21 protein-coding genes, 2 tRNA genes and 1 pseudogene are annotated in these 24725 nt (G+C 52.9%); 18 read left to right on the top strand and 6 right to left on the bottom strand.

The features are described from left to right. The first annotated feature begins 135 nt into the window (after positions 1-135). The 10 genes from JR346_RS06055 (at position 136) to JR346_RS06010 (ending at position 9703) form a co-directional block, all read left to right on the top strand. Positions 136-210 (top strand) — tRNA-Pro (locus JR346_RS06055). A gap of 123 nt (positions 211-333) precedes the next feature. Continuing rightward, positions 334-1641, top strand: a complete 1308-nt coding sequence (gene tig, locus JR346_RS06050) for a trigger factor (protein ID WP_205481956.1) — start codon at positions 334-336, stop codon at positions 1639-1641. A gap of 354 nt (positions 1642-1995) precedes the next feature. Then, positions 1996-3009, top strand: coding sequence for a siderophore ABC transporter substrate-binding protein (locus JR346_RS06045; protein ID WP_240333886.1), 1014 nt, complete (start codon positions 1996-1998; stop codon positions 3007-3009). A gap of 91 nt (positions 3010-3100) precedes the next feature. After that, complete coding sequence (locus JR346_RS06040) at positions 3101-4087, top strand: ABC transporter permease (RefSeq protein WP_204876167.1); 987 nt, start codon at positions 3101-3103, stop codon at positions 4085-4087. Then, a complete protein-coding gene (locus JR346_RS06035; RefSeq protein WP_204876159.1) occupies positions 4077-5144 on the top strand; it encodes an iron chelate uptake ABC transporter family permease subunit in 1068 nt (355 codons plus the stop codon). The genes JR346_RS06040 and JR346_RS06035 overlap by 11 nt, the downstream gene beginning before the upstream one ends. Beyond that, complete coding sequence (locus JR346_RS06030; protein WP_205481955.1) at positions 5141-5896, top strand: ABC transporter ATP-binding protein; 756 nt, start codon at positions 5141-5143, stop codon at positions 5894-5896. Before JR346_RS06035 ends, JR346_RS06030 begins: the two co-directional genes overlap by 4 nt. 227 nt (positions 5897-6123) lie before the next feature. Next, a complete protein-coding gene (locus tag JR346_RS06025; RefSeq protein WP_204876156.1) occupies positions 6124-6747 on the top strand; it encodes an ATP-dependent Clp protease proteolytic subunit in 624 nt (207 codons plus the stop codon). Between the two features lie 32 nt (positions 6748-6779). Then, positions 6780-7457: an ATP-dependent Clp protease proteolytic subunit gene (locus JR346_RS06020; protein WP_239478542.1), complete on the top strand. Its 678-nt coding sequence runs from the start codon at positions 6780-6782 to the stop codon at positions 7455-7457. 213 nt (positions 7458-7670) lie between these two features. Then, the gene (clpX, locus tag JR346_RS06015; RefSeq protein ID WP_205481954.1) at positions 7671-8957 is read left to right on the top strand and encodes an ATP-dependent Clp protease ATP-binding subunit ClpX; all 1287 of its coding nucleotides are present in this window, start codon (positions 7671-7673) and stop codon (positions 8955-8957) included. A 128-nt stretch (positions 8958-9085) separates the two neighbouring features. After that, positions 9086-9703 (top strand): DsbA family protein, encoded by a 618-nt coding sequence (locus JR346_RS06010; RefSeq protein ID WP_205481953.1) that lies wholly within the window; start codon positions 9086-9088, stop codon positions 9701-9703. Positions 9704-9807: 104 nt separating this feature from the next. Here the strand turns inward: JR346_RS06010 and JR346_RS06005 are convergent, their stop codons facing one another. Continuing rightward, on the bottom strand, positions 9808-10548 hold the full coding sequence (locus JR346_RS06005; protein ID WP_205481952.1) for a hypothetical protein: 741 nt from the start codon (positions 10546-10548) through the stop codon (positions 9808-9810). A gap of 536 nt (positions 10549-11084) precedes the next feature. Between JR346_RS06005 and JR346_RS06000 the strand changes: the two are divergent. After that, positions 11085-11336 (top strand): annotated as a pseudogene (locus JR346_RS06000) (hypothetical protein); the annotation flags it as partial. Between the two features lie 11 nt (positions 11337-11347). On the opposite strand, the gene JR346_RS05995 reads toward JR346_RS06000, so the two are convergent. Beyond that, a complete protein-coding gene (locus JR346_RS05995; protein ID WP_205481951.1) occupies positions 11348-11932 on the bottom strand; it encodes a flavodoxin domain-containing protein in 585 nt (194 codons plus the stop codon). A 324-nt stretch (positions 11933-12256) separates the two neighbouring features. Here JR346_RS05995 and pyk point away from each other — a divergent pair, with 324 nt between their 5' ends. The 3 genes from pyk (at position 12257) to JR346_RS05980 (ending at position 15473) form a co-directional block, all read left to right on the top strand. Next, positions 12257-13726 carry a pyruvate kinase gene (pyk, locus tag JR346_RS05990; RefSeq protein WP_205481950.1) on the top strand — a complete coding sequence of 490 codons (1470 nt, stop codon included), beginning with the start codon at positions 12257-12259 and terminating at the stop codon, positions 13724-13726. A 129-nt stretch (positions 13727-13855) separates the two neighbouring features. Next, a tRNA-Leu gene (locus JR346_RS05985) sits at positions 13856-13937 on the top strand. A gap of 930 nt (positions 13938-14867) precedes the next feature. Next, positions 14868-15473: an ANTAR domain-containing response regulator gene (locus tag JR346_RS05980; protein ID WP_204876142.1), complete on the top strand. Its 606-nt coding sequence runs from the start codon at positions 14868-14870 to the stop codon at positions 15471-15473. Positions 15474-15611: 138 nt separating this feature from the next. On the opposite strand, the gene JR346_RS05975 is transcribed toward JR346_RS05980, so the two are convergent. From JR346_RS05975 to JR346_RS05965, 3 genes are all read right to left on the bottom strand, one after another. Next, complete coding sequence (locus JR346_RS05975; RefSeq protein WP_205481949.1) at positions 15612-15764, bottom strand: hypothetical protein; 153 nt, start codon at positions 15762-15764, stop codon at positions 15612-15614. Positions 15765-15886: 122 nt separating this feature from the next. After that, positions 15887-17152 (bottom strand): dicarboxylate/amino acid:cation symporter, encoded by a 1266-nt coding sequence (locus tag JR346_RS05970; RefSeq protein ID WP_204876140.1) that lies wholly within the window; start codon positions 17150-17152, stop codon positions 15887-15889. Positions 17153-17300: 148 nt separating this feature from the next. Beyond that, positions 17301-17789 carry a PaaI family thioesterase gene (locus tag JR346_RS05965; protein WP_205481948.1) on the bottom strand — a complete coding sequence of 163 codons (489 nt, stop codon included), beginning with the start codon at positions 17787-17789 and terminating at the stop codon, positions 17301-17303. Positions 17790-17921: 132 nt separating this feature from the next. Here JR346_RS05965 and polA point away from each other — a divergent pair, with 132 nt between their 5' ends. The 3 genes from polA (at position 17922) to rpsA (ending at position 23163) form a co-directional block, all read left to right on the top strand. After that, positions 17922-20744, top strand: coding sequence for a DNA polymerase I (polA, locus tag JR346_RS05960; protein ID WP_205481947.1), 2823 nt, complete (start codon positions 17922-17924; stop codon positions 20742-20744). Further along, on the top strand, positions 20745-21377 hold the full coding sequence (locus JR346_RS05955) for a GNAT family N-acetyltransferase (RefSeq protein ID WP_204876136.1): 633 nt from the start codon (positions 20745-20747) through the stop codon (positions 21375-21377). A gap of 310 nt (positions 21378-21687) precedes the next feature. After that, positions 21688-23163 carry a 30S ribosomal protein S1 gene (gene rpsA / locus JR346_RS05950; RefSeq protein WP_204876134.1) on the top strand — a complete coding sequence of 492 codons (1476 nt, stop codon included), beginning with the start codon at positions 21688-21690 and terminating at the stop codon, positions 23161-23163. A 129-nt stretch (positions 23164-23292) separates the two neighbouring features. On the opposite strand, the gene JR346_RS05945 is transcribed toward rpsA, so the two are convergent. Further along, positions 23293-23976 carry a YigZ family protein gene (locus tag JR346_RS05945; RefSeq protein WP_205481946.1) on the bottom strand — a complete coding sequence of 228 codons (684 nt, stop codon included), beginning with the start codon at positions 23974-23976 and terminating at the stop codon, positions 23293-23295. Between the two features lie 90 nt (positions 23977-24066). Here JR346_RS05945 and coaE point away from each other — a divergent pair, with 90 nt between their 5' ends. Beyond that, positions 24067-24681 carry a dephospho-CoA kinase gene (gene coaE / locus JR346_RS05940; RefSeq protein WP_240333885.1) on the top strand — a complete coding sequence of 205 codons (615 nt, stop codon included), beginning with the start codon at positions 24067-24069 and terminating at the stop codon, positions 24679-24681. Positions 24682-24725: the final 44 nt, after the last annotated feature.

Here is a 24725-nt window from a genome sequence, read left to right as displayed (position 1 = left end):
TCGGTGTGGGGGTTTGGGCAGGCGGGGTGGACGCGTGCCACCGGCTGGGGGTGAGAACCTTGAGGGCGCGTCCGCCCCTAAGTATGAAAAAATGAAAAAACACGGTACACTGGAAAACGCCTTGTGCAAATATGGCGGGGTGTGGCGTAGCTTGGCTAGCGCGCCTGCTTTGGGAGCAGGAGATCGCAGGTTCGAATCCTGTCACCCCGACGTGAGATGCAAATGAGACCCGCACAGTAGGTGCGGGTTTCTTTGTATCAGCACATTATTTCAGTGCAGCATCCAGCACCTATTGGGTGTTGCTTCCCAACAACTATCAGGAGATCCACGGACGTGAAGACTGCCGTCGAGAAGCTCAACCCGACCCTCGCAAAGATTGAGGTCGAGGTACCGTTCTCAGAGTTCAAGACCTACCTTGATCGCACCTACAAATCACTGGCTCAGCAGATCCAGGTTCCCGGCTTCCGTAAGGGTAAGACTCCTAAGAAGCTCATTGAGCAGCGCGCGGGTTTCGATTTCATCGTAGAAAACGCTCTCAACGAAGGCTTGAACGAGTACTACTCGCAGGCACTTGCTGAGAATGACCTGACCCCCCTGGCTCAGCCCGAGCTTGACATCATTTCAAAGCCTGAAGAGAACAACCGCGAAGCAGACGTGAAGCTCTCCATCGAGGTTACTGTTCGCCCCGAGATTGAACTGCCTGATTACTCAGGTCTCAAGGTTGAGGTTGCAGCGGCTGAGATGAGCGAAGACGATAAGCAGCAGGCACTTGATAACCTGCGTGGTCGCTTTGGCACCCTCAAGGTTGTTGACCGCCCCGCGGCTAAGGACGATTTTGTAACCATCGACCTGACCGCTTCAATCGACGGTGAAGAAGTTGACTCAGCAAACGACCTGTCATACCAGGTGGGCGCTGGCACCATGCTTGAAGGTCTTGACGAGGCTCTGACCGGTCTGTCAGCTGACGAGGACGCAACTTTCGAGACCACCTTGGCTGGTGGCGAGCACTCCGGTGACTCCGCAACCGTCAAGGTCAAGGTTACTGCTGTGAAGGAACGCGAACTGCCCGAGGCAGACGATGATTTCGCTCAGATGGCATCAGAATTCGACACTATCGACGAACTCAAGGCTGATTTGGAGAAGCAGGCTGCTGACTCAAAGGTAGCTGAACAGGGCGCTGAGGCACGCGACAAGGTTCTGGACGCTTTGGTTGAAATGGTTGAAATCCCCGTTCCCGAAAAGGTTATTGAAGAGCAGATGAACCAGCACTTCAACAACTCCCAGGCTGATGCTGACCACGACACTGATGAGCACCGCGCAGAGGTTCGTGAGAACACCGAGCGTGCTTTCAAGAACGAAATCATCCTCGATGCGATTGCTGAGAAGGAAGAAATCGGTGTTGAGCAGGCAGAGCTGATTGACTACATCATCACCATGTCATCACAGTACGGTATGGATCCCAACCAGTTCGCACAGATGCTGGACGGTTCAGGTCAGGCTGGCATGCTGGTGGGCGAAGTACGTCGCTCAAAGGCGCTGGCAACCGTGCTTGAAAAGGCGGAGGTTAAGGATTCAGAGGGCAACACCATTGATCTTTCTTCATACCTGAGCCCCTCAAACAGTGAAGAGTCAGCTGAATAATTTCAGCTAAAGACAGCCGCTAGATTAATCTAAGTTCTTAGACTCGGAGCCCCTTCGCGCATGCGAAGGGGCTCCGAGTTTTTTTGGATGTTTTCTGCGCTGGAGTGGCTCCCTGTGATGCTCGGGCTGAGGCGTTAGGGGGCGCGCGTGGAACTGTGCCGATGTTTTTCTGGTGTGGACGCGTCCGTGCGCTCGGTGGCTGCTGCCAGAAAATAGGGTAAAAAAATATAACTTAATTACCGAACACGCCGGTTTTTGACTTGTTAATAACACCGGTGAGCCTGTAGGCTGACTTAGGTAAGCCTAAACTGGCTCGTAGGTACTACACTAAACCTTATTCTTCAGGAGTTATTGGTGAAATCACGTCTCACTCTTTCTGTTGTTGCAGCAAGTCTCATGCTTGCTATGGCTGGCTGCTCAGGTGCTGCGGAAAACGCATCAGATACCGCGTCATCAGCTGCAGATAGCGTCTCAAGCGCAGCATCAGAAGCTACCTCAAAAACTGTCACTATCGAAGATAACTACGGCACCCACGAGGTCAGCACTTCACCTCAGGCAGTGGTTACAACCGATAACCGCAGCTTCGAAATCCTTGAGAGCTGGGGCATTAAGCTCGTTGCAGCGCCTAAGCCGCTGATTCCCGTTACCATCGAGGGCTACAAGAACGATGAGAACATCGTTGACATTGGAAACCACCGTGAGCCCAACCTAGAGGCTTTGGCAGCAGCTAACCCTGATCTGATTATTAACGGTCAGCGTTTCACCTCTTTCTACCAAGACATCAAGACTTTGAACCCTGACGCAACCATTCTTGAGTTCGAGCCCCGCGATGGTGAAAAGCTGGATGCTGAGTTGAAGCGTCATACCTTGGCGCTGGGCGAAATCTTTGGCAAGCAGGACGAAGCTCAGAAGCTTGTGGATAATTTCGATGCAGCGCTTAAGCGCGCTCAGGATGCCTACGATTCTGAAAAGACCGTCATGGGCGTGAACGTTTCGGGCGGCGAAATTGGTTATGTAGCGCCGGGTAAGGGGCGTTTCTTTGGTCCTATCTTTGATCTGGTGCGCCTGACCCCTGCCCTTGAAATTGAGAATGCATCAGATGACCACCAGGGCGATGATATTAGCGTTGAAGCTATTGCTGAAGCTAACCCTGACTGGTTGCTGGTGCTTGATCGTGACGCTGCTGTAAGTAAGGACGCTGCACCTGCTAAGACCGTGCTTGAAGAGAATGCTGCGTTGAAGAACGTTACCGCCCTCAAAGACAGCAAGGTCGTGTATGCGCCCAGTGATACTTACACCAACGAGAACATCATTACCTATACTGAGGTTTTGAACTCGATGGCTGATGCGTTTGAGAACGCTAAGTAATTCCCCTAACCCATAGAGCTTTACGTTAAGGAGCTACCCAGCGCTTGCGGGGTGGCTCCTTAACGGCGTTTGCATGAGCCTGAGGAGACCCATGAGTAAGACTGCGGTGCGAGATGACCGCACCAGTAGGAAACTGTTTGATGTTAAGTTGCTGCTGGGAACAGCGGCGGTGGTGGCGCTGCTTGGTGTCTCGATATTTACCGGTGAGTACAGCATCTTTAGTGCCGAGGACGGTGCACAGATGTTCGCGAATACTCGTATTCCGCGTACTGTGGCTCTTATTCTTTCGGGTGCTGCGATGGCGATGTCTGGGCTGGTCATGCAGTTGCTGACGCAGAACAAGTTTGTGGAGCCCTCCACAACGGGTACTACCGAGTGGGCGGGTTTGGGTCTGCTTGTGGTGCTTTTTTTCGCGCCTAACTCTAGTATTTTGGTGAAAATGGTGGGGGCTGTTGTTTTCTCTTTTGTGGGAGCAATGATTTTCTTTGCCTTTTTGCGTAAGGTCTCTTTGCGGTCGTCACTGATTGTGCCGATTGTGGGTATCATGCTGGGCGCGGTGGTGAGTTCGGTGTCTACTTTCTTTGCTTTGCAGACCAATCTTTTGCAGAACCTAGGCGTGTGGTTTGCCGGTAGTTTCACCTCGGTTATGGTGGGTCAGTATGAAGTGCTGTGGCTGGTGCTGGGCGTTGTAGTCGCTGTTTTCTTCTACGCTGACCGGCTGACGGTTGCAGGTCTGGGCGAAGAAATTGCAACAAACGTCGGATTGAACTACCAACGTCTGTTGCTGATCGGCACTGCCCTTATAGCTATCTCTACGGGCGTTGTCACTGTGGTCGTTGGTTCATTGCCTTTTTTGGGGTTGATTGTGCCCAACATCGTCAGCATGATTCGCGGGGATGATTTGCGTAGCAACTTACCCTGGGTATGCCTGACTGGTATCGCGGTTGTAACAGTCTGCGATTTGATTGCCCGCACTATTATTTCTCCGTTTGAAATGCCTGTTTCGGTGGTTCTCGGTATTGTGGGTGCCCTCGTCTTTATTGCAATGATTGTGAGGCAGCGCAAGAATGTCCGCTAATCTTTTTACCCCCGATGCGCAGCCCCTTGCCCAAAAACCGGCGTCCGTACGTGCTAACCGCGGTGCTGGTGCTTTCTCGACCCCTAAAGCGCGGCGCAATTACATCATAATCATGGTGGCACTGTTGATGCTGAGCGCCCTCGCCACCCTCGGATTGCTAGCCTATAAAAACCCGATGCCCTTTGGTAGCGAGCGTTTTTGGTTGATTGCTGAACGACGAGCTTCGGCGGTAACCGCTATGGGTGTGGTGGCGCTGAGTCAGGCGGTAGCAACGGTAGCTTTTCAGACCGTCACGAATAACCGCATTATCACCCCCTCGATTATGGGCTTTCAGTCCCTCTATACAGCGATTCATACCGCAACCATCTACTTCTTTGGTTCGGCGGGGTTGATTGCCGCTCGTAATACCGAGATGTTCGTTTTTCAGCTGGTGCTGATGGTTCTGCTGTCGCTGCTGTTGTATTCGTGGTTACTCACGGGCAAGAACGCGAATATGCACGCTATGTTGCTGGTGGGTATTGTCATCGGTGGCGGGTTGGGGTCTGTCTCAACTTTTATGCAGCGCATGCTCACCCCCAGCGAGTTCGATATTCTTACTGCCAGGTTGTTCGGTTCGGTTAATAATGCTGACCCCGAGTACTACCCGATTGCTCTGCCCCTAGTGCTTGCTTCAACACTGCTGATTTATCTGAACTCCCGCAATCTCAATGTGCTGGGGCTGGGTAAGGACGTCGCGCAGAATCTCGGGGTGAACCATCGTCGTCACTCGCTGTTCATGCTGGTATTGGTGTCTATTCTGATGGCTGTTTCTACTGCTTTGGTTGGGCCCATGACTTTCTTGGGGTTCTTAGTGGCTATTCTTGCTTATCAGTTTGCTGATACTTTTGACCACCGCTATGTGATTCCGATGGCGGCTTTGATCGCTTACATGGTGCTGACGGTTGCCTACTTTTTGATGCAGCACGTTTTCTACGCCCAGGGTGTGGTAAGCATCGTGATTGAGCTGGTGGGCGGCATTGTCTTTTTGATTGTTATTTTGAAGAAAGGACGCCTGTGATTACTCTTGCGGGCGTGGCTAAGCGCTACGGCACTGAAGTTTCTATTGGTCCTGTTGATGTGCAGGTTCCTGCCGGTGGCATCACCGCCCTGGTGGGCCCTAACGGCGCGGGTAAATCAACCCTGCTGACTATGGTGGGGCGTCTGCTCGATATTGATGAGGGTGCCATTCAGGTGGCATCGTTTGATGTGGGCAGTACTAAGTCTGAAGATCTTGCAAAGGTTATTTCGATTTTGCGCCAGGAAAATCATTTTGTCACCAAGCTGACTGTGCGTCAGCTGGTGGGCTTTGGGCGTTTTCCTTACACCAAAGGCAGATTAACTGCTAAGGACGAGGAAATCATCTCTCGCTATATTGATTTTCTGAACCTGGGGGAGTTGGAGAATCGCTACCTTGACCAGCTCTCGGGTGGTCAGCGTCAGCGTGCTTACGTGGCGATGGTACTGACTCAGGAAACTGAGTACGTGCTGCTGGATGAGCCGCTGAATAATCTTGATATTGCCCATTCGGTGCAGATGATGCAGCACCTTAAAGAGGCTGCCTCTGCTTTCGGTCGCACTATTGTGGTGGTGCTGCACGATATTAATTTTGCTGCCCGCTACGCTGATCATATTTGCGCGGTTAAGGACGGCAAAGTGGTGGTGCTCGATACCGTTGAGAACGTTATGAAGGACGATCTTCTCACCGATATCTTTAACACCCCTATCACGGTGATTGAGGGCCCGGCCGGTCCGCTTGCTTGTTACCACTAGTGACTGACACGTGATTGAGGCGTGCAACGGAGCCTTCCTACGGCGAGGGAGCCTCTGGCTGGAGTTCGGTATCTGAGCCAACAGCGAACGTACCGGTTACAACCTGACGTGCTCCCACCAGATGGGCTAAGGTTTAGGCAATGAAGAATATAGAGCGGTGTGGGTAACCGGCAGGTTTACCGGTGCGCAGACTTAGCTTATTCACTTACACGAGAGGTACGGCAGTAATGACCAATTTCTTGCCCTTTATTCAGGCATCGAGCTCCTCACCAACACCCGTGATGGAAACTCCCATGGGCGGTCAGGACGACTATATCTACAACCGTCTGCTCAAAGAACGCATTATCTGGTTGGGTTCAGAAGTCCGCGACTCCAACGCTAATCGTATTTGCTCACAGATGCTCTTGCTCTCTGCAGAAGACCCCGAAGCTGATATCTACCTCTACATCAACTCGCCCGGTGGCTCGGTCACTGCTGGCATGGCTATTTACGATACCATGCAGCTGATCCCCAACGACGTCGTCACCGTGGTCACCGGTATGGCAGCGTCCATGGGTCAGTTCCTGCTGACTGCAGGCGCTAAGGGTAAGCGTTACGCTACCCCGAACGCTCGCATTCTGATGCACCAGCCCTCCGGTGGTTTGGGTGGTACCGCAACTGATATTCGCATTCAGGCCGAACTGATTCTTGATATGAAGAAGCGTCTGAGTGAGATTACCGCTGAGCGCACCGGTCAGACTCTTGAGACCATTCTCAAAGATAATGACCGCGATAACTGGTTCACTGCTGAAGAGGGTCTTGAATACGGCTTCTTTGACCACATTGCAACCACCACTCAGGTCGCTCGCTAAGAGCCTGAAGAACACTAGAGAGAGATTTTTTGATGATCTACAACCCTTACTCTCAGGCACCTGCTGGTATGCCTACCGACCGCTACGTGTTGCCCAGTTTTGAAGAGCGCACGCCCTACGGTTACAAGCGTCAAGATCCCTATGCGAAGCTCTTTGAAGACCGTATTATTTTCTTGGGCACCCAGGTGGATGACGCTTCAGCTGATGACATCATGGCGCAGCTTTTGGTACTGGAATCGCAGGATCCTGATCGCGATATCACCCTGTACATCAACTCACCCGGTGGCTCTTTCACCGCGATGACTGCTATTTACGACACCATGCAGTACATTCGCCCTGAAATTCAGACTGTCTGCCTGGGGCAGGCTGCTTCTGCTGCTGCTACCTTGCTGGCTGCGGGCACCCCTGGCAAGCGTTTGGCTCTGCCGAATGCGCGCGTTTTGATTCACCAGCCCGCTTTGGGCGGTCAGCAGGGCGGTCAGGCATCTGATATTGAGATCCATGCTAACGAAGTTATGCGTATGCGTGAGTGGACTGCTCAGACCTTGGCTCTGCACTCCGGCAAGAACGCTGAAGATGTTGACCGCGATATTGAGCGTGACAAGATTATGACCGCTCACCAGGCACTGGAATACGGTCTGGTTGATCAGGTACTTGAATCACGCAAGGCTAAAAAGCCTGCTATCAACAAGGCTGATAACTACAGCTAGAGTTTGGTAAGACCCACGCAGTGGCGCCGGTTTTCTTCACCGAGTGAAGAGAACCGGCGCCATTGATATGCCTGAGTGCGAAGTCTCGGCAGCAAAACACCGTCACAAAGGGCAAGAACTCGCAATATTTGTGGAGCTTACCGCAAGGCTTTGGTGAAGCTGAACGAAAGCGGTACTGTGTAGAGGGTACGAGGCGGTATGAAAGGTTTGTAGATGGCACGTATAGGTGACAGCGCAGATTTACTGAAGTGTAGCTTCTGCGGCAAGAACCAAAAACAGGTACGAAAGCTCATTGCAGGGCCCAATATTTACATCTGTGATGAGTGCATCGAGCTGTGCAACGAGATTCTCATTGAGGAGTTTGGTGAGCAGAAGCATCCAGAATCTACCTTTGAGACTCCACCGACTCCGCGTGAAATTTTCGACCACCTGCAGACCTACGTCATCGGTCAAGAAGCCGCCAAGCGGGCTCTTGCTGTAGCTGTTTACAACCATTACAAGCGCGTTAAAGCCTCATCTAACCCTGTTATGGACGCTGCCTTACTGCGAGCTACCGACGGTGAAGACGTAGAACTTGCCAAATCAAACATTCTGCTCGTGGGGCCCACCGGCTCAGGGAAAACCTATCTGGCGCAAACCCTCGCGAAAAAACTTAATGTGCCCTTCGCGGTTGCCGATGCCACCTCGTTAACCGAAGCTGGATACGTGGGTGAGGACGTCGAGAACATTCTGCTCAAACTCATTCAGGCAGCGGACGGCGATGTGAAACGTGCTGAAAACGGCATTATCTATATTGACGAGATTGATAAGATTTCCCGTAAAGCTGAGAACCCCTCGATTACTCGCGACGTTTCGGGCGAGGGCGTCCAGCAGGCACTGCTCAAAATTCTTGAAGGTACCCAGGCAGCAGTACCTCCTCAGGGCGGCCGCAAACAGCCTCAAACTGAGTTCCTTCACATCGATACCTCTAAGATCCTCTTCATCGCCGCTGGCGCTTTTGCAGGAATCGAAGAAATTATTGGTGCGCGTGTCGGACGCAAAGGCATAGGCTTCGGTGCCTCCATCGAACAGGCATCAGAGCAGTCAGACATCCTTAGCCAGATGCTACCTGAAGACCTCCTTAAATTTGGTCTCATTCCTGAATTTATTGGTCGTCTGCCGGTGCTCACCTCCCTTGAGAAACTGGGGCAGGCAGATCTTGAGCGCGTCCTGACCGAACCCAAGAATGCCCTGGTGAAGCAGTACAAGCGTATGTTTGCTCTCGATGATGTGCAGCTGATTATTGAAGACAGCGCCATCAGTGAAATAGCCAAACTTGCGATGACCCGTGATACCGGCGCTCGCGGGCTGCGCGCTATTCTTGAAGACGTTTTGCAGCCCGTCATGTTCGAGGTGCCCAGCCGTGATGATGTTATTGCTGTGGTTATTGACGGCGAGGTCGTTACCGGAGCTAAAGAAGCAACGCTCATCACCGAGCGCCAAAAACTCAAAAGTGCTTAGGGTCGCCGGAATAAAAGCAGAGTGGTTACCGTTACACCCGATAGCTTTGAAATTGGCAGGTGAGACTCGATGAGAGCGTGGCGTGCCGGTTTGAACGCGAAATGTTTATAACAGGTGTAAGGAGTACGATGTCCGAGAAAAATACCGTTGATTTTTGGTTTGACCCGATTTGCCCCTGGTGCTGGATTACCTCGCGCTGGATTGTCGACGTTGAGAAAATCCGCGATATTGAGGTGAACTGGCACCCTTTCTCGCTCTCAACTTTGAACAAAGGTCGCGATCTGCCTGAAGACTACCGCGCGGCTATGGACCGCTCGTGGGCACCTGCCCGCGTTGCCGCAGCGGTAGCGCAGAAGTTCCCCGGCACGGTGGGGGAGTTTTACACTGCTCTTGGCACCGAGATTCACCACAACGAGAATAAGACTAACGACTACAAGGATGCGCTGGTAGCGGCACTTGAGACCGTTGAGTTACCTGCCGAGCTGGTAGATGCAGGCTTTAGCGATGAATACGATCAGGCTCTAGTCGATTCAAATGCTGCTGCTCTTGACCTGGTCGGTGACGATGTGGGTGTTCCCATTATCGCGCTGAACGGTAGCTCCTTCTTCGGCCCAGTCATATCACCGGCACCGCAGGGCGAAGAAGCTGGCAAGATTTTCGACGCAGCTGTGGCTCTTGCCTCATACCCCGGTTTCTTCGAACTAAAGCGCTCCCGCACCGTCGAACCGATCTTCAACAAGAACTAAAACTGATGAAGTAGCTCCCATAATTTTCAAGGCTGCTGTTGCGCTGTTATTCGGTGTAGCAACAGTTTTATTTGTCGCTTGCCAAGCAATAACCGCCGCTCATACTACGGTTCTTCCAAAAGCTCAGGTGCTGCCATCTCAAGTGCTTGGATTACCAGATCGCGGTAGGAGACCGTGTTAATTTTTCGGTTGGCAGGGGAGTAGCTATCGAGTTTTATAACAGTGTACTCACGTGCGGTTAGACGTTTGTTGCCGGTGAGAAAAAGTTGGGCATAGGCGTAGGTTTGCGCTCCGAAGCAGAGAATGGGCGGAGTGCGGTTACTCTCATTCGTAAGCGCTCCGATTTGTTGCAATAGCCACTCCCATGCCGCAAAGTTCTCGGTGATTTCAGCAGTGTTGCGCGGATCTTTCAACCAGCCTGAGAGCAATAGCGATTTGTCGCGGTGAATCAGTGGCAACAAGTCGGTCATGAATGAGCCCCAGAGCGGGGTACCACGCAGTGCCTCGGCGACTCGATCGTCGCGGGAGCGTCCGGGGGCGTGAAAAGGTAGCCAGTCGTCGACTCCAGCTACTCGCCTGAGCCCCGATTCCCCGGGAGCCAGCCCCACAAAAATAGCGCGAGTGTGCAGCTGCTGCACCAGCTCACGCGGGAATTCAGCGTCGGGTTGGTGTACGGGGAATTCAAGGGCGGACGCGCGGTCAAAGTCGGGTGGAAGGTACCAGTTGCCGCTCACGTCCTGCTCTGCCCACACTGCCCAACTGCAGTAGAGAGAAGGCACAAGACCACCAAAATCCGGGGTAGGGCGGGTGAGCTGAAGCAGATTGTGCGAGGTTATCGAAAGCATAGTTTTACTTTACTCCCGCACCGAAGATGTAGCTTGACGCAGACACCTCGGAACACCCCTCAGCTACTAGCAGCAAAGCCCCACCACAACCCAGCGCAGAGATGCAACGGGCAAAAAATATCGAAATATGAGAAAGGAAACACTGATTTTACGCGGGCGTAACTTAGGTTAGGCACTATAGAAACACCTCGAGTTATACCTAACTCACTGTGTGGGCACACGTTTTTAGCATCACACACTAAAAACCTCGTGTCTTTGTCTCAGCCCTACAGATGAAACTACCCCCTTTACCTGTGCAAGGCGATAGCAGATTTTCACCCGCACGCTGCAATGGCGCGGCTCCACTCTAGCTGGGAAGCTAAGTACTCGTCTACACCCCCCCCGTATCTGCCCTCAGCACAAGATGCTGGGGCACGCATCGCAAGATATTCTCGCAAGAGACACTGTGCAATTGATCTGGGCACACGCCTGTTTTGTAGAGAGAAACGAGCTTTACGCCTGACTGATAACCAGATGGTAGGCGCAACAGCCCCCCACTGTTTAAAATCTTCGCGGTGATTCTTGAAGCCACCGGTTTGTATAATCCTGATTTTGAGAAGGACGCCTGCGGTCTCGCCATGATTGCTACCCTTCGCGGTACGGCAGGTCACGATATTGTGGATCACGCTCTGGTTGCCCTGCGCCGTCTGGAGCACCGTGGTGCGGTGGGCGCTGATGAAGGTACCGGTGATGGTGCCGGTATTCTGTTGCAGATTCCTGACGAGTTCTTCCGCGCTATGGTTGATTGGTGCTCTGCGCCTTAGGAAGCAGATGCATCTTGAGCTTCAACGATTGTTTGAACCAGAGGATTAAGGCTCTCTGGATCCGAGTAGTCGGCTTTGCCCTGACTGAAACTCTCAAGCATTTGCTGGTTGCCGAGGTTCTTTTTCAGTTTGGTGCTCAGCGCTACACGTACACCCTGCAGAACTGTCTTGTGAGTGGTTGAGAGGCGGGTATGGTCTAAGCCGCCGCGCAAATGGAAGGTAGGTGCAGTCGCTACTAGAGCCGGGGTGAAGCTCTTGACAACCTTCTCATCGAGTTTTTCTCGGGTTGATCCCACAAGCCCGTTGAAGGAGACGGTGAAGAAAAAGAGTTTTTTGTTTTCTAGCTGCGGCAGGAACTTACGCAGGGTAGACGCACCGTTGAGGAACCCACCGTAGTCTGAGGTGCCAACTACTACGATGCTCGCGTCGGTGAGAGCATCTTCATCGACATCACTGATAGCGAGGGTCGTTGTATGGGCGAAACCTGCGTTTGCAAGTTTCTCTTGCAGCCAACGAGCATAGTTTTCGGTGTGACCGTAGGTTGAACCGTAGAGAATGAGAACTGGAGCTGAAAAAGACACAGGAGCTACCTTCTTTATATGGTATTAACAATACTTATTTTAGTGCTGGGGGCAGTTCATGGACGGTGCTAGGCGGGGCGTGTTGTGAATTGGTGTGGTAAATAGTTGGTTTGGTTGTCTTTTGTCGAGTTTTTGCCGAAAAATCCTTCCTCTCCTGGCTTTGTTGCCCACAAATCCCATATACTGGAAAGTAACAATGTTGGGTCATTCATGGCTGTATGCGAACTTGCTGGGTTTTATTACTCGGTAAACAATCGATGAACTCTGCTTATAGAACTCAATGACTCAGTTGTATAACACCGTTAACTTACTAAGGTTGAATACATGAGACGTGCAAAAATTGTTGTAACCATTGGTCCGGCTATCTCTGCTCCCGATAAAATTGCAGAAGCTATTGAAGCGGGCATGAACGTTTCCCGCCTCAACATGAGCCACGGTGACCACACCGTCCATGAGACTTCTTACAAGACCATCCGCGAGCAGAGCGAAAAGCTCGGCAAAGACGTAGCGATTCTCGCAGACTTGCAGGGTCCTAAGATTCGTCTTGCAACGTTCGAAAACGGCGCTGAAATCCTCGAACCCGGCGATACCTTTAAAATCACCATCGATGATGTTCCTGGCACCAAAGAAATCGTAGGCACCACCTTCAAGGGTCTGCCCGGTGACGTAAACCCCGGCGATATTCTGCTGGTCGATGACGGTAAGATTCGCCTCGAAGCTGTAGAGGTTGACGAGCGCACCGTTACCACCCGCGTCGTTGTTGGTGGTCCTGTATCTAACAATAAGGGCCTGAATCTGCCCGGTGTTGCAGTATCGATTCCCGCTCTGTCAGAAAAGGACGAAGATGACCTCCGTTTCGCTCTGCGCTTGGGCGTAGACATCATCGCACTTTCCTTCGTGCGTTCGGGTGAAGACATCATTCGTGTTCACGAAATCATGGACGAAGAAGGTCGCCGTATTCCGGTCATTGCTAAGGTTGAAAAGCCCCAAGCTGTAGATAATCTGCAGGACATCGTCGATAAGTTTGACGGCATCATGGTTGCCCGTGGCGACCTCGGCGTGGAATTCCCGCTTGAAGAGGTTCCCCTAGTGCAGAAGCGCGCGATTGAACTCGCACGCCGCTGGGCGAAGCCCGTTATTGTGGCAACTCAGGTTCTTGAAACCATGATTCAGAACCCGACCCCCACCCGCGCTGAAGCGTCAGACTGCGCGAACGCTATTCTTGATGGTGCTGACGCTGTGATGCTCTCCGGCGAAACCTCAGTGGGTAAGTACCCCATCATCACCATTCAGACCATGGCACGTATCATCTCGTCCACCGAAAAGGGTGGCATGTTGCGTGTTCCCCAGTTGGGCACATCACCTAAGACCCGTGGCGGTGCTATTACCCGCGCGGCTGTGAACATTGCTGACCAGCTTGAGGTTAGTCAGATTGTTGCGTTCACCGAATCAGGTGATACCGCTCGTCGTTTGGCTCGTCTGCGTCCTGCACGCCCCGTCATTGCCTTCTCGCCCAACCGCGACGTGCGCGCTTTCATGAGCCTGCTCTGGGGCGTTCAGGCTTCCGACGCACCGCGCGCGAAGAACACCGACGAAATCACCTCATTCGTTGATCGTCACCTGCTCGAAACTGGTCAGGCAAAGGTAAACGACTTCGTAGTTATCACTGCCGGTTCACCTCCCGGATCAGCTGGTTCAACCAACCTCGTGAAGGTTCACCGTGTGGGTGACCTCGATGATGCTGGTGCGGTTCTTCCGCAGGGGCGCTCAACTGTTGGTCCTTTCCACGACTAAAACTCAACAGCTACTAGAGCCGTAAGAGCATAAAATGGCTGGTCACTCACCCCGTCACGGGGTTTGGTGACCAGCCAATTTTTGTTTTCGGGAAAACTTGTGTAAAGTAGTGGATGCACGTTGTGTAAAGCCCAAGTGGCGGAATTGGCAGACGCGCTGCACTCAAAATGCAGTATGGAAACATGTGTGGGTTCGAGTCCCACCTTGGGCACAATAAAACGCCTAGTCAGACGGCATATGAACCCTCTCTTGTTGACAAGAGAGGGTTTTTTGTTGACACGAGTGCATAATTTAAGAATGGCAAGCAATAGAAAACGTGTTCGAAAAGACGGAAATACCACCTGGGCAGTCACCTGGTGAGACTCAGGTACAGGCAAGCAAACACGGCGCACATTCTTAATCACTGCTACATCGTGGTAGCGGGCGTGAAGTCGATCTATGAAGAACGGTCACCGTTTGATATTAGGGTCTACTGTATCGATGGTCGGTAATTGGGTTGCTCTCACTGCGATTCTTATAAACTTTCAACTACGCGTCGGCCCGTCTCTCGTGACGCTATATTTATTCTTTTTAACCTTGATGCCAGCTCTTTTTTACTCGCCCAGTGCCGGCGCATGTCAAAGACTATATCCTGTTGGAAATATATGGTTCGTTGCCATGGTGTCTCAATTAGCCCTCGTGCTGCTGATGGCAATAGCCGCAGACCACGTGTCAGCATTAGTTTTTCTCGTATCAGTTGCCGCTGTGATACAGAATAATTGTGACCTCCGCCCAGATGTCTTTAGTCGCTAAGAAAATACCAGAGGGTGAACAAGACGGGGTCGTGACTGCCCTTTCAAGTGGATCAAGTTTATCTCTTGTTCTTGTGCCAGCAACTGGAGGCTTGCTTGTAGGTTGGCTGGGGCTTCATGCCGTACTCGTCGTTCAGACAATGTGCTGTGTTACTGCAACGCTCATTGTTCCGTGGCGATACACAGCACCTGAGATTATCAAATGTGCTCTTGCAAGACGAGGGGCGCTGCGTCCTGCTGACGGTGGTACACCCCACCGCTTTCATAATAAGCAATACGCCTATATTTGGTACGTGGCATGTAAGAATAGATATAGTTTGTTTAATTCGTAATTCTTACAGGAGAGAGTGATGTCAGAGAAGACTACTCCAGAAGCCCTGGAAGCGGAACCGCGCACTGTTGTTGTGGCAGAGGATGAGGCTCTGATTCGCCTCGATATTGTTGAAATCCTTGAAAGCCAGGGGTTTCAGGTTGTCGCGCAAGCTGATAACGGTGAGACTGCTGTTGAGCTGGCGCGTGAGCACCGCCCCGATCTGGTGCTCATGGACGTCAAAATGCCTATTATGGACGGCATCTCAGCAGCTGAGGCTATCTCCAAAGAGCAGATCGCCCCTGTGGTGTTGCTGACAGCTTTCAGTCAGAAAGAACTCGTTGACCGTGCCACCGAAGCCGGTGCTATGGCTTACGTTGTCAAGCCCTTCACTCCGAATGATTTGATTCCCGCTATTGAGGTAGCCATTAGCCGCTACGAGCAGATTTTTGCCTTGCAAAAAGAGGTTAGCTCTATTAAGGAGCAGTTTGAAACCCGCAAGGTCGTTGACCGCGCTAAGTCGCTGCTTATCACCAAGATGGGGCTCACTGAACCTGAGGCTTTCCGCTGGATTCAAAAGACCTCTATGGATCGTCGTCTCTCAATGCGTGAAGTTGCTGAGACCATCGTTAACCAGGTTTCATAAGACCAGCCACGGTATATAAGTAATGCTCCCTCACATGTAGTGGGGAGCATTATTGTGTCTGCTTTGCTTTGCTTGGCAGACTCTAGTGTCTAAAGACCCTATGAGACTAGCCCCTTGCAGGGCGGACGCATCCGTCCGCTAATCGCCGGACGTGCCGGGGGAGGTACCCCAGAGCGTTATCGCTGCGCCCAAAGCTGTGACCGGCCACCACAGCCCGCCGCGTTGCACAGCGATCACCACACACAGAATAGTGAGAACCAGGGCGATGCGTCCTAAAAGTTGTTTGTTCATGATCTAATGCCCTTCTGCGTTTTTTATCTCAACTAATTCTAGGGAATAATAAAACGCCCCGCTACGCACTGAGGGAGTGCGTGGCGGGGCGGTCTGCTGAAAAAGGGTCTTGAAGTGAAGAACTATGCCTTTACAGCCGCTGTTTCTTCGAGGTAGGCAGCTTCATCGTCATCATTGTGAGCACCGATTTTCTTGGCGATGGTTTCGGTGACCGCGGCAATCGTGGCATCACCGGTGACGTTGGTTGCGGTACCGAAAGAATCCTGAGCCAGGTAAAGGGCGATCATCAGAGCCACCATTGACTCATCGAAACCGAGCATGGACTGCAACAGACCGATTGCGGTCATCACAGCGCCACCGGGTACACCGGGAGCAGCAACCATCATGACACCGAGCACCAGAATCACGGGAACCATACTTGTGAGAGAAAGGTCGCCGTTGGTCATGTACAGCACCGCTACGGCGCAGGAGGTGATGGTGATCATCGAACCTGAGAGGTGGATGTTAGCGCATAGGGGCACTGCGAAATCAACGATACGACCCGAAACGCCAGCATTTTTAGCGCTGCGAACCGTTACAGGAATGGTTGCCGCAGATGACTGGGTGCCCAAAGCGGTGAAATAGGCAGGCATCATGTTCTTCAAGAAGGTGATGGGGTTGCGCTTAGTGATGGCACCTGAAACGGTGTACTGAATGAGCAGCATAGTCCAGTGCAGTAGAATAACCATGATGAATACCTTGCCGAAGACCTGCAGAATCATGGCAACTTCACCGGCAAGGGTCATATTCGCAAAGACACCCACGATGTGTACGGGCAGCAGGGGAATGATGACGTAGCTCAACAGCTTTTCGATGATGGTCTGGAAGTCCTGGAAGATACCCAACAGGTTCTTGTTGGGCAGAGCGGTGAGACCAAGACCGAGGATGAAGGAGAGAATCAGGGCGCTCATGACCGACATAATTGGATCAAGGGTGAAGGTGAGGTAACCGGCTGATAGTGACTCTTCGGGGTTCTCAAAAGAGGTGAGGCGCTGCCCCTTCAAAATGGTGGGGTAGATCAGCAGAGCAACGGTGATTGCCACAAAACCTGCAAACACGCTGGAGAAGTAGGCCAAACCGAGGGTGGTGCCCAGCAGCTTACCTGCGCCCTTGGCGAGCGAACCGATGCCCGGCACGATGAACCCGATAATAATCAGCGGAATAGCGAAGCTCAAGAAAGCGCTGAATACGGTGGAGAATGAAACAAAAAGCTGAACAACGAGGTCGGTGGGTAGTGCCCAGCCGGTAGCACCGTTGACGCCGCTGATGATGCCTGGGGTGAATGAACCAATGAGCACACCGGAGGCGATGGCGATGATGATCCAAACGAGCAGAGGGATTCTCTTCATAGAAGTTCCTTGGAGATGTGTGGCAAGGTGCTGAAACCTTGCGGAATTTACCGCTTAATCCTAATCGGTATCAACTCTGAGCGAGACTTCAGGCATCACCATATGAGAGAGGTGTGAATAAGCGCACCTTAGGGTTCTGAAACTTTGCTTAGGGCACGTGGGGAACACTGGCTGACTTCGGCAGGTCAATGAGGGCGTTGGTGATGCGACCGGTTGCGATGAGTTTGCCAGCATCGTTTACGATATCAACGCTGTGAACGCAGAGGGTTTTGCCCAATTTGACGGCGGTGCAGGTGGCAGTCACAGTGCCCGATAGTGCGGGGCGCAGGTGGGTGATATTCAAATCTACCCCGGCAGCGGCGCGTCCTGCCTCCGCGTGTAGATTAGCGGCGAAAGACCCAACCGATTCAACCAAAGCGGCGGATGCGCCCCCATGCAAAAGACCGTAGGGCTGGGTGTTGCCCGCAACGGGCATGGTGGCAACTGTTTTTTCTGCGGTGAATTCGCTAAAGACAATGCCCAACTTCTCAACCAGCGACCCCACACCTACTGCACGCAAATGTTCGTGCAGTTCTTGGGGGATTCCGTGGCGATTGAGCTGGTCGGTGAAATCGGGGGAGAGATGTGGCGTAGACATAACGGTGCTCGCTTTCATGGAGGGTTTTAAAGGAGATAAGAATCTAGCCTTAAGTGTACGGGGTGAACCTCATGTGCTTTGGAGAATATCGGGTGCATCGATGCTGGGTAAGCGGGTAGGATTGACCCCGTGATGACTTCAAATACTCAAGAACCCGCTGGCCGCCTGCTCCTTATTGACGGTCATTCACTGGCTTTCCGTTCTTTCTACGGTGTACCCCCTGAGAGTTTTCAGACATCTTCGGGGCAATACACCAACGCTGTCTACAGTTTTTTGAACACCCTTTTAGGGCAGATTAAAGCTGAGAACCCCACTCATATTGTGGTGGCGTTTGATCTTTCTGGTCCGACCTTTCGCGCTGAACAGTACAGCGAATACAAGGGTGGACGCAATGAGACCCCCATTGAATTTGCGGGGCAGATTGAGCTGATTCAGCGAGCTCTTGAGGCTTTGAATATTCCGTGGATTACCAAGGAATCCTATGAGGCTGATGACATCGTTGCCACCATGACAGCCCGCGGCAAAGACGCAGGTTTTGAGGTGCTCATTATTTCTGGCGACCGTGATTCCTTTCAGCTGGTCGGCGACGGTGTGACCCTGCTCTACCCGGTGACTTCTGGTGTTTCTAAGGGTATCCGCCGTATGGGTCATGCTGAGATTCAAGAGAAGTATAAGGTTGCCCCGCATATCTACCCTGATCTTGCGGCGCTCACCGGTGAACAGGCTGATAATCTGCCCGGCGTGCCGGGCGTGGGTCCCGGCTTTGCGGCCAAGTGGCTCAACGAGTACGGCGATTTGCAGGGCGTACTGGAGAACAAAGACAAGATTAAGGGCAAGAAGGGTGAGGCTCTGCGCGAGAACGTAGACGCCGTGCTGCGTAACCGCCAGCTCAACCGCCTGGTGGATGATCTTGAGCTAGAGATCAGCCTTGAAGACATGGATGACTTCGGCCCTAACCACGAAGCGCTGAACGAACTTTTTGATGAGCTCGAATTTAACACCATTCGCAAGCGCGTTGCTGAAACCTTTGCCGGGCGTGAAGCCGAGGCGGCAGCTCAGGTTGATATGACGATGGGTGAGACACAGGTAATCACCACTGCCGCTGAATTGCGCACCTGGTTGGAGGGTGCATCTGCTTATATCGCTGCGGTTGAACGCGCTACTGAGGTGCCCGAACGTTTAGCGGATGCTATTGTTCTGCACCCCGTACTCGATACGGATGCACCTGAGGCGGGCAACGCCCACGAGAAGCAGATTCTGGGTATGGTGCTGCTTGCTGGCGCTGAACCCGCTTGGATTGATGCTGTAGAAATCTCCCTGGAGCTAGAAACCGCTCTGGCTGACTGGTTGGCTGACCCCGCCGCTGCCAAGATTGTTTTTGACGTTAAATCCCAGTACAAGAACTTTGCTGCCCGAGGGTTTGAGCTTGCAGGCGTTGTTGACGACCCTATGCTCAGTTCTTATGTGTGCGGTTTCATTCCCACCGCTAAGCAGCGCAGCTTCACCGCGATGATGCAGGAGCTCAGCGAAAAATACCTGCTCGACTCTTTCCCGCAAGAAGAAGCTGAGACTAAGCCATCGCAGGGGGATCTTTTCGCCCCTGATGTTGCTGTCAACACTGCCTACCAGGGGTTAGTTGCACGTTTTGTGCTTGAGCTTGCCTACGCTCTTCACGCCGATTTGGTCGCTCAAGAGCAGCTGGCTCTGGTGGAAACTATGGAGCTGCCCCTAGCTAAGGTTTTGGCTGAGATGGAACGCCACGGCATTGCCCTGAACACCGAGGTGCTGGGGGAGCTCAAGAGCTACTACGACACTCATATTCAGCGTGCCAAAGAGGCTGCTTTTGCGGTCATTGGTCACGAAGTGAACCTGGGATCGCCCAAGCAGCTGCAGGCGGTTCTCTTTGAAGAGCTCGATTTACCCAAGACTCGTAAGCTCAAGAGCGGCTACTCCACAGATGCTGAGTCGATGGCTGATTTGCTGTTGAATATCAGCCCCGATTCAGATGGTGCTCATTTCTTGCAGGCACTGGGCACCTACCGTGATTACACCAAACTCAAGCAGACCGTTGAGGGACTGGGTAAAGCTGTGGCAGCAGACGGACGCGTACACACCACCTTCCAGCAAAATGCCACCACCACCGGTCGTCTTTCATCCATTGAGCCCAACCTGCAGAACATCCCGATTCGCACCGAAGAGGGGCGTAAGATTCGTGACGTTTTCGTAGTCGATCCCGCAGCGGTGGACGGTATTAACTACAGCACCCTACTAACTGCCGACTACTCACAGATTGAAATGCGCATCATGGTGCACCTCTCAGGCGACGAAAAATTAGTGCAGGCCTACCGTGATGGTGAAGACCTCCACCGCTTTGTTGGCTCCCAGGTCTTCGGCGTAGAACCCGAAGAGGTAACCTCGGAAATGCGCGCGAAGGTCAAGGCAATGTCGTACGGTCTTGCCTACGGTCTGACTAAGTTTGGTCTCTCTAAGCAGCTGGGCGTCAGTGTTGAAGAAGCATCAAAGCTCACGGTCAACTATTTCCAGCGTTTTGGCAAGGTAGGGCGTTTCTTGCGTAACACTGTGAAAGACGCCAACAAGTCCGGTTACACAGAGACCATGTTTGGCCGCCGCCGCGTCCTGACTGATCTTGGCACTTCTAACCGTCAGCGTCGCGAAGCCGCCGAACGCGCAGCGCTCAACGCTCCCATTCAGGGAACAGCGGCAGATATTATGAAGGTCGCCATGCTTAACGTGCATGAGCGCCTGCGTCTTGAAAAGCTGCAAACCCGCATGCTGCTACAGGTTCACGACGAACTGATTCTCGAAGTCGCCCCCGGTGAAGAAGAACAGGCAGCTCGTCTGCTTGAAGAAGAGATGAGCGGTGCTATCGAACTGCTTGTACCCCTTGATGTACAAGCCGGCACCGGCGCATCCTGGCACCAGGCTGGTCACTAAATGGCAGATAAAACTCAGATAGAAACCCGCGCGCAAGATGTAACCATTACCTATCTGCAGATGCTTCAAGCACCTGCCGATAAGGGGGAGGCTGTTCTGCCCGAAAATGCGCGCTTGGAACGGGTCGAGCACCCCACCCCAGAACTCGCCCGCTGGCTCTACTCCGCGGTGGGCGGGCCCTGGCGCTGGTACGAACGCCTCACTTGGAGCTTTCAACAATGGGCAGACGAACTAGCTGAAGCAGGCGCCGAAATCTGGCTACTGACCGTCAACGGAACACCCTCCGGCTATTGCCAACTTGCCGCTCACGTTGAAACCTCCAACAGGCAAGCACACACCGAAACCGAGATTCTCTACTTCGGTCTGCTGGAAAACACTCACGGGCAAGGACTCGGACGCGCCCTGCTCACCGCGATGGTGAACAGAGCCTGGGACCTGCACACTCGCCACCCCCTGCCACCGGTCAAACGCGTGTGGGTACACACCTGCACCTTAGATGGCGCTCATGCGCTCGCCAACTATCAGCGCCGCGGGTTCGAAATCTACGGTAGCCACACCGAAGAAGAAATCATTCCCAAAGAACCGCTCACTGGTTGGCAGTCAATGTTCATCACCCCCGCAGATCTTAGCTAGAGGGTGGTGCGACACACCCGGACGCGCGGATTGCCGTCTATTCTCGCTCTGCCAGTGTGTTTCGCACCAAACTCACACAGCAACACGCCCCAAAACATTGATTAAAACTAACGCGCACCCCTACTATTGAAAAGTGCGTGTTATTAACGCGCGCAATTGTCCGAATAAACCTCGGTACAGAGTGAACCACTCGCCCTTTATCGCCTCGCGAACGCGTCTTGAGCTTTCAAACCCAAGATTTCCGCGTCCGCCTGTGCAATAAGCCGACTGTACTGACTAACCATATCTATCCATATTGGAGCCCTTTACATTGAGCACCAACACTCCTCAGGTTGCAATCAACGACATCGGAACTGAAGAAGACTTCCTCGCAGCAGTCGATGCAACCATCAAGTACTTCAACGACGGCGATCTCGTCTCAGGTGAAGTTGTCAAGGTAGACCACGATGAGGTTCTTCTCGACATCGGTTACAAGACCGAAGGCGTTATTCCCTCACGTGAACTTTCCATCAAGCACGACGTAGATCCCGGCGAAGTTGTTTCCGTTGGTGACGAAGTTGAAGCTCTTGTCCTCACCAAAGAAGACAAAGAAGGTCGCCTGATTCTCTCCAAGAAGCGCGCACAGTACGAACGCGCCTGGGGCGACATCGAGCAGATCAAGGAAAACGACGGTGTTGTTACCGGTACCGTCATCGAAGTTGTCAAGGGTGGTCTTATCCTCGACATCGGTCTGCGCGGCTTCCTCCCCGCTTCACTCGTTGAAATGCGTCGCGTTCGTGACTTGGCACCCTACATCGGTCAGGAAATCGAAGCGAAGATTATCGAGCTCGACAAGAACCGCAACAACGTTGTTCTGTCACGCCGTGCATGGCTCGAGCAGACCCAGTCAGAGGTTCGCTCAACCTTCCTCAACCAGCTCGAAAAGGGTCAGGTTCGCTCAGGCGTTGTTTCCTCAATCGTCAACTTCGGTGCATTCGTGGACCTTGGCGGCGTAGACGGTCTGGTACACGTATCAGAACTGTCATGGAAGCACATCGACCACCCCTCAGAGGTTGTTGAAGTAGGTCAGGAAGTAACCGTAGAGGTTCTTGAAGTTGACCTGGATCGCGAACGCGTTTCACTGTCACTCAAGGCAACCCAGGAAGATCCTTGGCAGACCTTCGCGCGCACCCACGCTCTCGGTCAGGTCGTGCCCGGTAAGGTTACCAAGCTTGTTCCCTTCGGCGCATTCGTACGCGTTGAAGACGGCATCGAAGGCCTCGTTCACATCTCAGAACTTGCTGTTCGCCACGTAGATCTGGCTGAGCAGGTTGTTTCAGTGAACGACGAACTGTTCGTCAAGGTTATCGACATCGATCTCGATCGCCGCCGCATCTCACTGTCACTCAAGCAGGCAAACGAAGGCGTTGACCCCGAGTCAACCGAATTTGATCCCGCTCTGTACGGCATGGCAGCAGAATACGACGAAGAGGGCAACTACAAGTACCCCGAGGGCTTCGACCCCGAGACCAACGAATGGCTCGAAGGTTTCGAAACCCAGCGTGCAGCATGGGAGCAGCAGTACGCTGACGCTCAGGCTCGCTGGGAAGCTCACAAGGTACAGGTTGCTAAGGCAATTGAAGCAGACGCAGAAGCAGCTGCTGCAGCGCCCGCATCCTCATCATCTTCAGCACCCGCAGAAGCAGCACCCACCTCATACTCATCAGACGACAAGGCTGCTGAGTCAGGTACCCTTGCATCAGACGAGGCACTTGCTGAACTGCGTAAGAAGCTGACCGGCAACTAATCCCTTATAGGATGAAAGCCTAGCTTCTAGCTCACAAAAGATCCCACCTAAGAAGGTGGGATCTTTTGTTGTATCTGGGCCAGGCATCAGCCTGATCCCCGGAACATCGAGATGTTACCAGGGAGAGAACTACACCCACTCGGTGGTTGTCCAAGTGACGGTTGCTGAACCGGCAGAGAGCGCAGCTACCTGTTCGTTTGCTTTCTCTTTGTTCTGATCTTCATCAGCAACACCGATGCGAACAACGGCGTGGGCTGAAAGATAGTCGGTACCTATGACGGTAAAACCGTGGGAGCGTAAGTCGTTCTCGAAGCGCCCTGCATCAGCGTGGCTGATAATGATCTCACCCAGACGCAGTCGCTGGCGGGTCACCAGGGGAGCCTCGTCGAGAACCTGAACTACCGCGTCCGTATAGGCACGTACTAACCCGCCAGCGCCCAGTTTGATGCCCCCAAAGTAACGCACCACCACGGCACAGATATCAGAGAGATCAGTTGCCTCGGTGCCCTCTGAGTGGTGGGTGCGGCGCGACAACAGGGCTTGAAGCATGGGGATGCCCGCTGTACCAGCTGGCTCGCCGTCGTCAGATGAACGTTGAATCTCCCGATCGGCTCCGATAACAAAAGCCGAGCATACGTGCCGTGCATTATGGTAAACCTTACGTAGAGATTCAATGTATTGGCGGGCTTCTGCCTCGGATTCTACGCGTTTGACGTGCCCAATGAACTCGCTTCTTTTAATCTCAAGTAGAGATTCAACTGGTTCACGGTGGGAAATAACGGTGTAGCGAGTGGCGCGAGTTTCTTCAGTCATATTGATTCTCATTCTACGCCCCAGCGCGTTAGCTACGGAGGAGCGTGGCAGAATGGGGGAATACGAGTACACGGCTCAAAGGAGAAAAGCGTGCGGCTAGGGCTTACCGGTGGAATTGGTTCGGGTAAATCAACAGTAGCGAAGATACTAGAGGAACAGGGGGCCACGGTTATCGACGCTGATGCTATCTCTCGTCAGCTGATGCAGCCGGGGCATCGCGTCCTTACCCAAACAGCAGAAACCTTCGGTAACTCCATTCTTCACCCCGATGGTAGCCTGAACAGGGCAGCCTTGGCTGAGATTATTTTCAAGGACGCGACGGCTCGTGAAAAGCTCAACGCCATAGTACACCCGGCAGTGCGTGAGGAATCAGCCCGCATCGCAGATTACGCTCAACAAACCCCGGACTTTAGCGGCATTATCGTGGAAGACATACCACTGCTCACCGAAACCGGTCAGGCTGATCGTTTTGACGCGGTTATTGTCGTTGAGGCAGACCCCGAGGTGCGTGTGCAGCGCCTAGTGGGTATACGCGGTATGAGCGAGGCTGATGCGCGTGTACGCATGAACGCCCAGGCAAGCGATAGTCAGCGTCGGGCGATAGCTACCTGGGTGCTTGATAACAGCGGTAACGTTGAGCAAACTCGCGGGCAGGTTGAACAAATCTGGCTAAAAATTCAAGAGTTGAAGACAGCTGGGTCATAAGAGTGCCCTAAGGCTTGTGAAGCGCTGGATATCAGCTAGGGAAT

The organism is Rothia sp. ZJ932 (assembly GCF_016924835.1).
Taxonomy (GTDB): Bacteria; Actinomycetota; Actinomycetes; order Actinomycetales; family Micrococcaceae; genus Rothia.
Note: the sequence above shows the minus strand (reverse complement) of the source record. Positions and strands in the feature narration are given on the sequence as shown.

Bases quoted from the DNA above. Each gene is read 5' to 3' on its own strand.
- JR346_RS05955 (WP_204876136.1), top strand. From the start codon at position 20,745: ATGGCAGATAAAACTCAGATAGAAACCCGCGCGCAAGATGTAACCATT.
- JR346_RS06005 (WP_205481952.1), bottom strand. From the start codon at position 10,548: ATGCTTTCGATAACCTCGCACAATCTGCTTCAGCTCACCCGCCCTACC.
- JR346_RS05980 (WP_204876142.1), top strand. From the start codon at position 14,868: ATGTCAGAGAAGACTACTCCAGAAGCCCTGGAAGCGGAACCGCGCACT.
- JR346_RS06025 (WP_204876156.1), top strand. From the start codon at position 6,124: ATGACCAATTTCTTGCCCTTTATTCAGGCATCGAGCTCCTCACCAACA.
- JR346_RS06035 (WP_204876159.1), top strand. From the start codon at position 4,077: ATGTCCGCTAATCTTTTTACCCCCGATGCGCAGCCCCTTGCCCAAAAA.
- JR346_RS05970 (WP_204876140.1), bottom strand. From the start codon at position 17,152: ATGAAGAGAATCCCTCTGCTCGTTTGGATCATCATCGCCATCGCCTCC.
- JR346_RS05945 (WP_205481946.1), bottom strand. From the start codon at position 23,976: ATGACTGAAGAAACTCGCGCCACTCGCTACACCGTTATTTCCCACCGT.
- JR346_RS05975 (WP_205481949.1), bottom strand. From the start codon at position 15,764: ATGAACAAACAACTTTTAGGACGCATCGCCCTGGTTCTCACTATTCTG.
- clpX (WP_205481954.1), top strand. From the start codon at position 7,671: ATGGCACGTATAGGTGACAGCGCAGATTTACTGAAGTGTAGCTTCTGC.
- JR346_RS06020 (WP_239478542.1), top strand. From the start codon at position 6,780: ATGATCTACAACCCTTACTCTCAGGCACCTGCTGGTATGCCTACCGAC.
- JR346_RS06040 (WP_204876167.1), top strand. From the start codon at position 3,101: ATGAGTAAGACTGCGGTGCGAGATGACCGCACCAGTAGGAAACTGTTT.
- pyk (WP_205481950.1), top strand. From the start codon at position 12,257: ATGAGACGTGCAAAAATTGTTGTAACCATTGGTCCGGCTATCTCTGCT.
- JR346_RS05965 (WP_205481948.1), bottom strand. From the start codon at position 17,789: ATGTCTACGCCACATCTCTCCCCCGATTTCACCGACCAGCTCAATCGC.
- polA (WP_205481947.1), top strand. From the start codon at position 17,922: ATGACTTCAAATACTCAAGAACCCGCTGGCCGCCTGCTCCTTATTGAC.
- JR346_RS06010 (WP_205481953.1), top strand. From the start codon at position 9,086: ATGTCCGAGAAAAATACCGTTGATTTTTGGTTTGACCCGATTTGCCCC.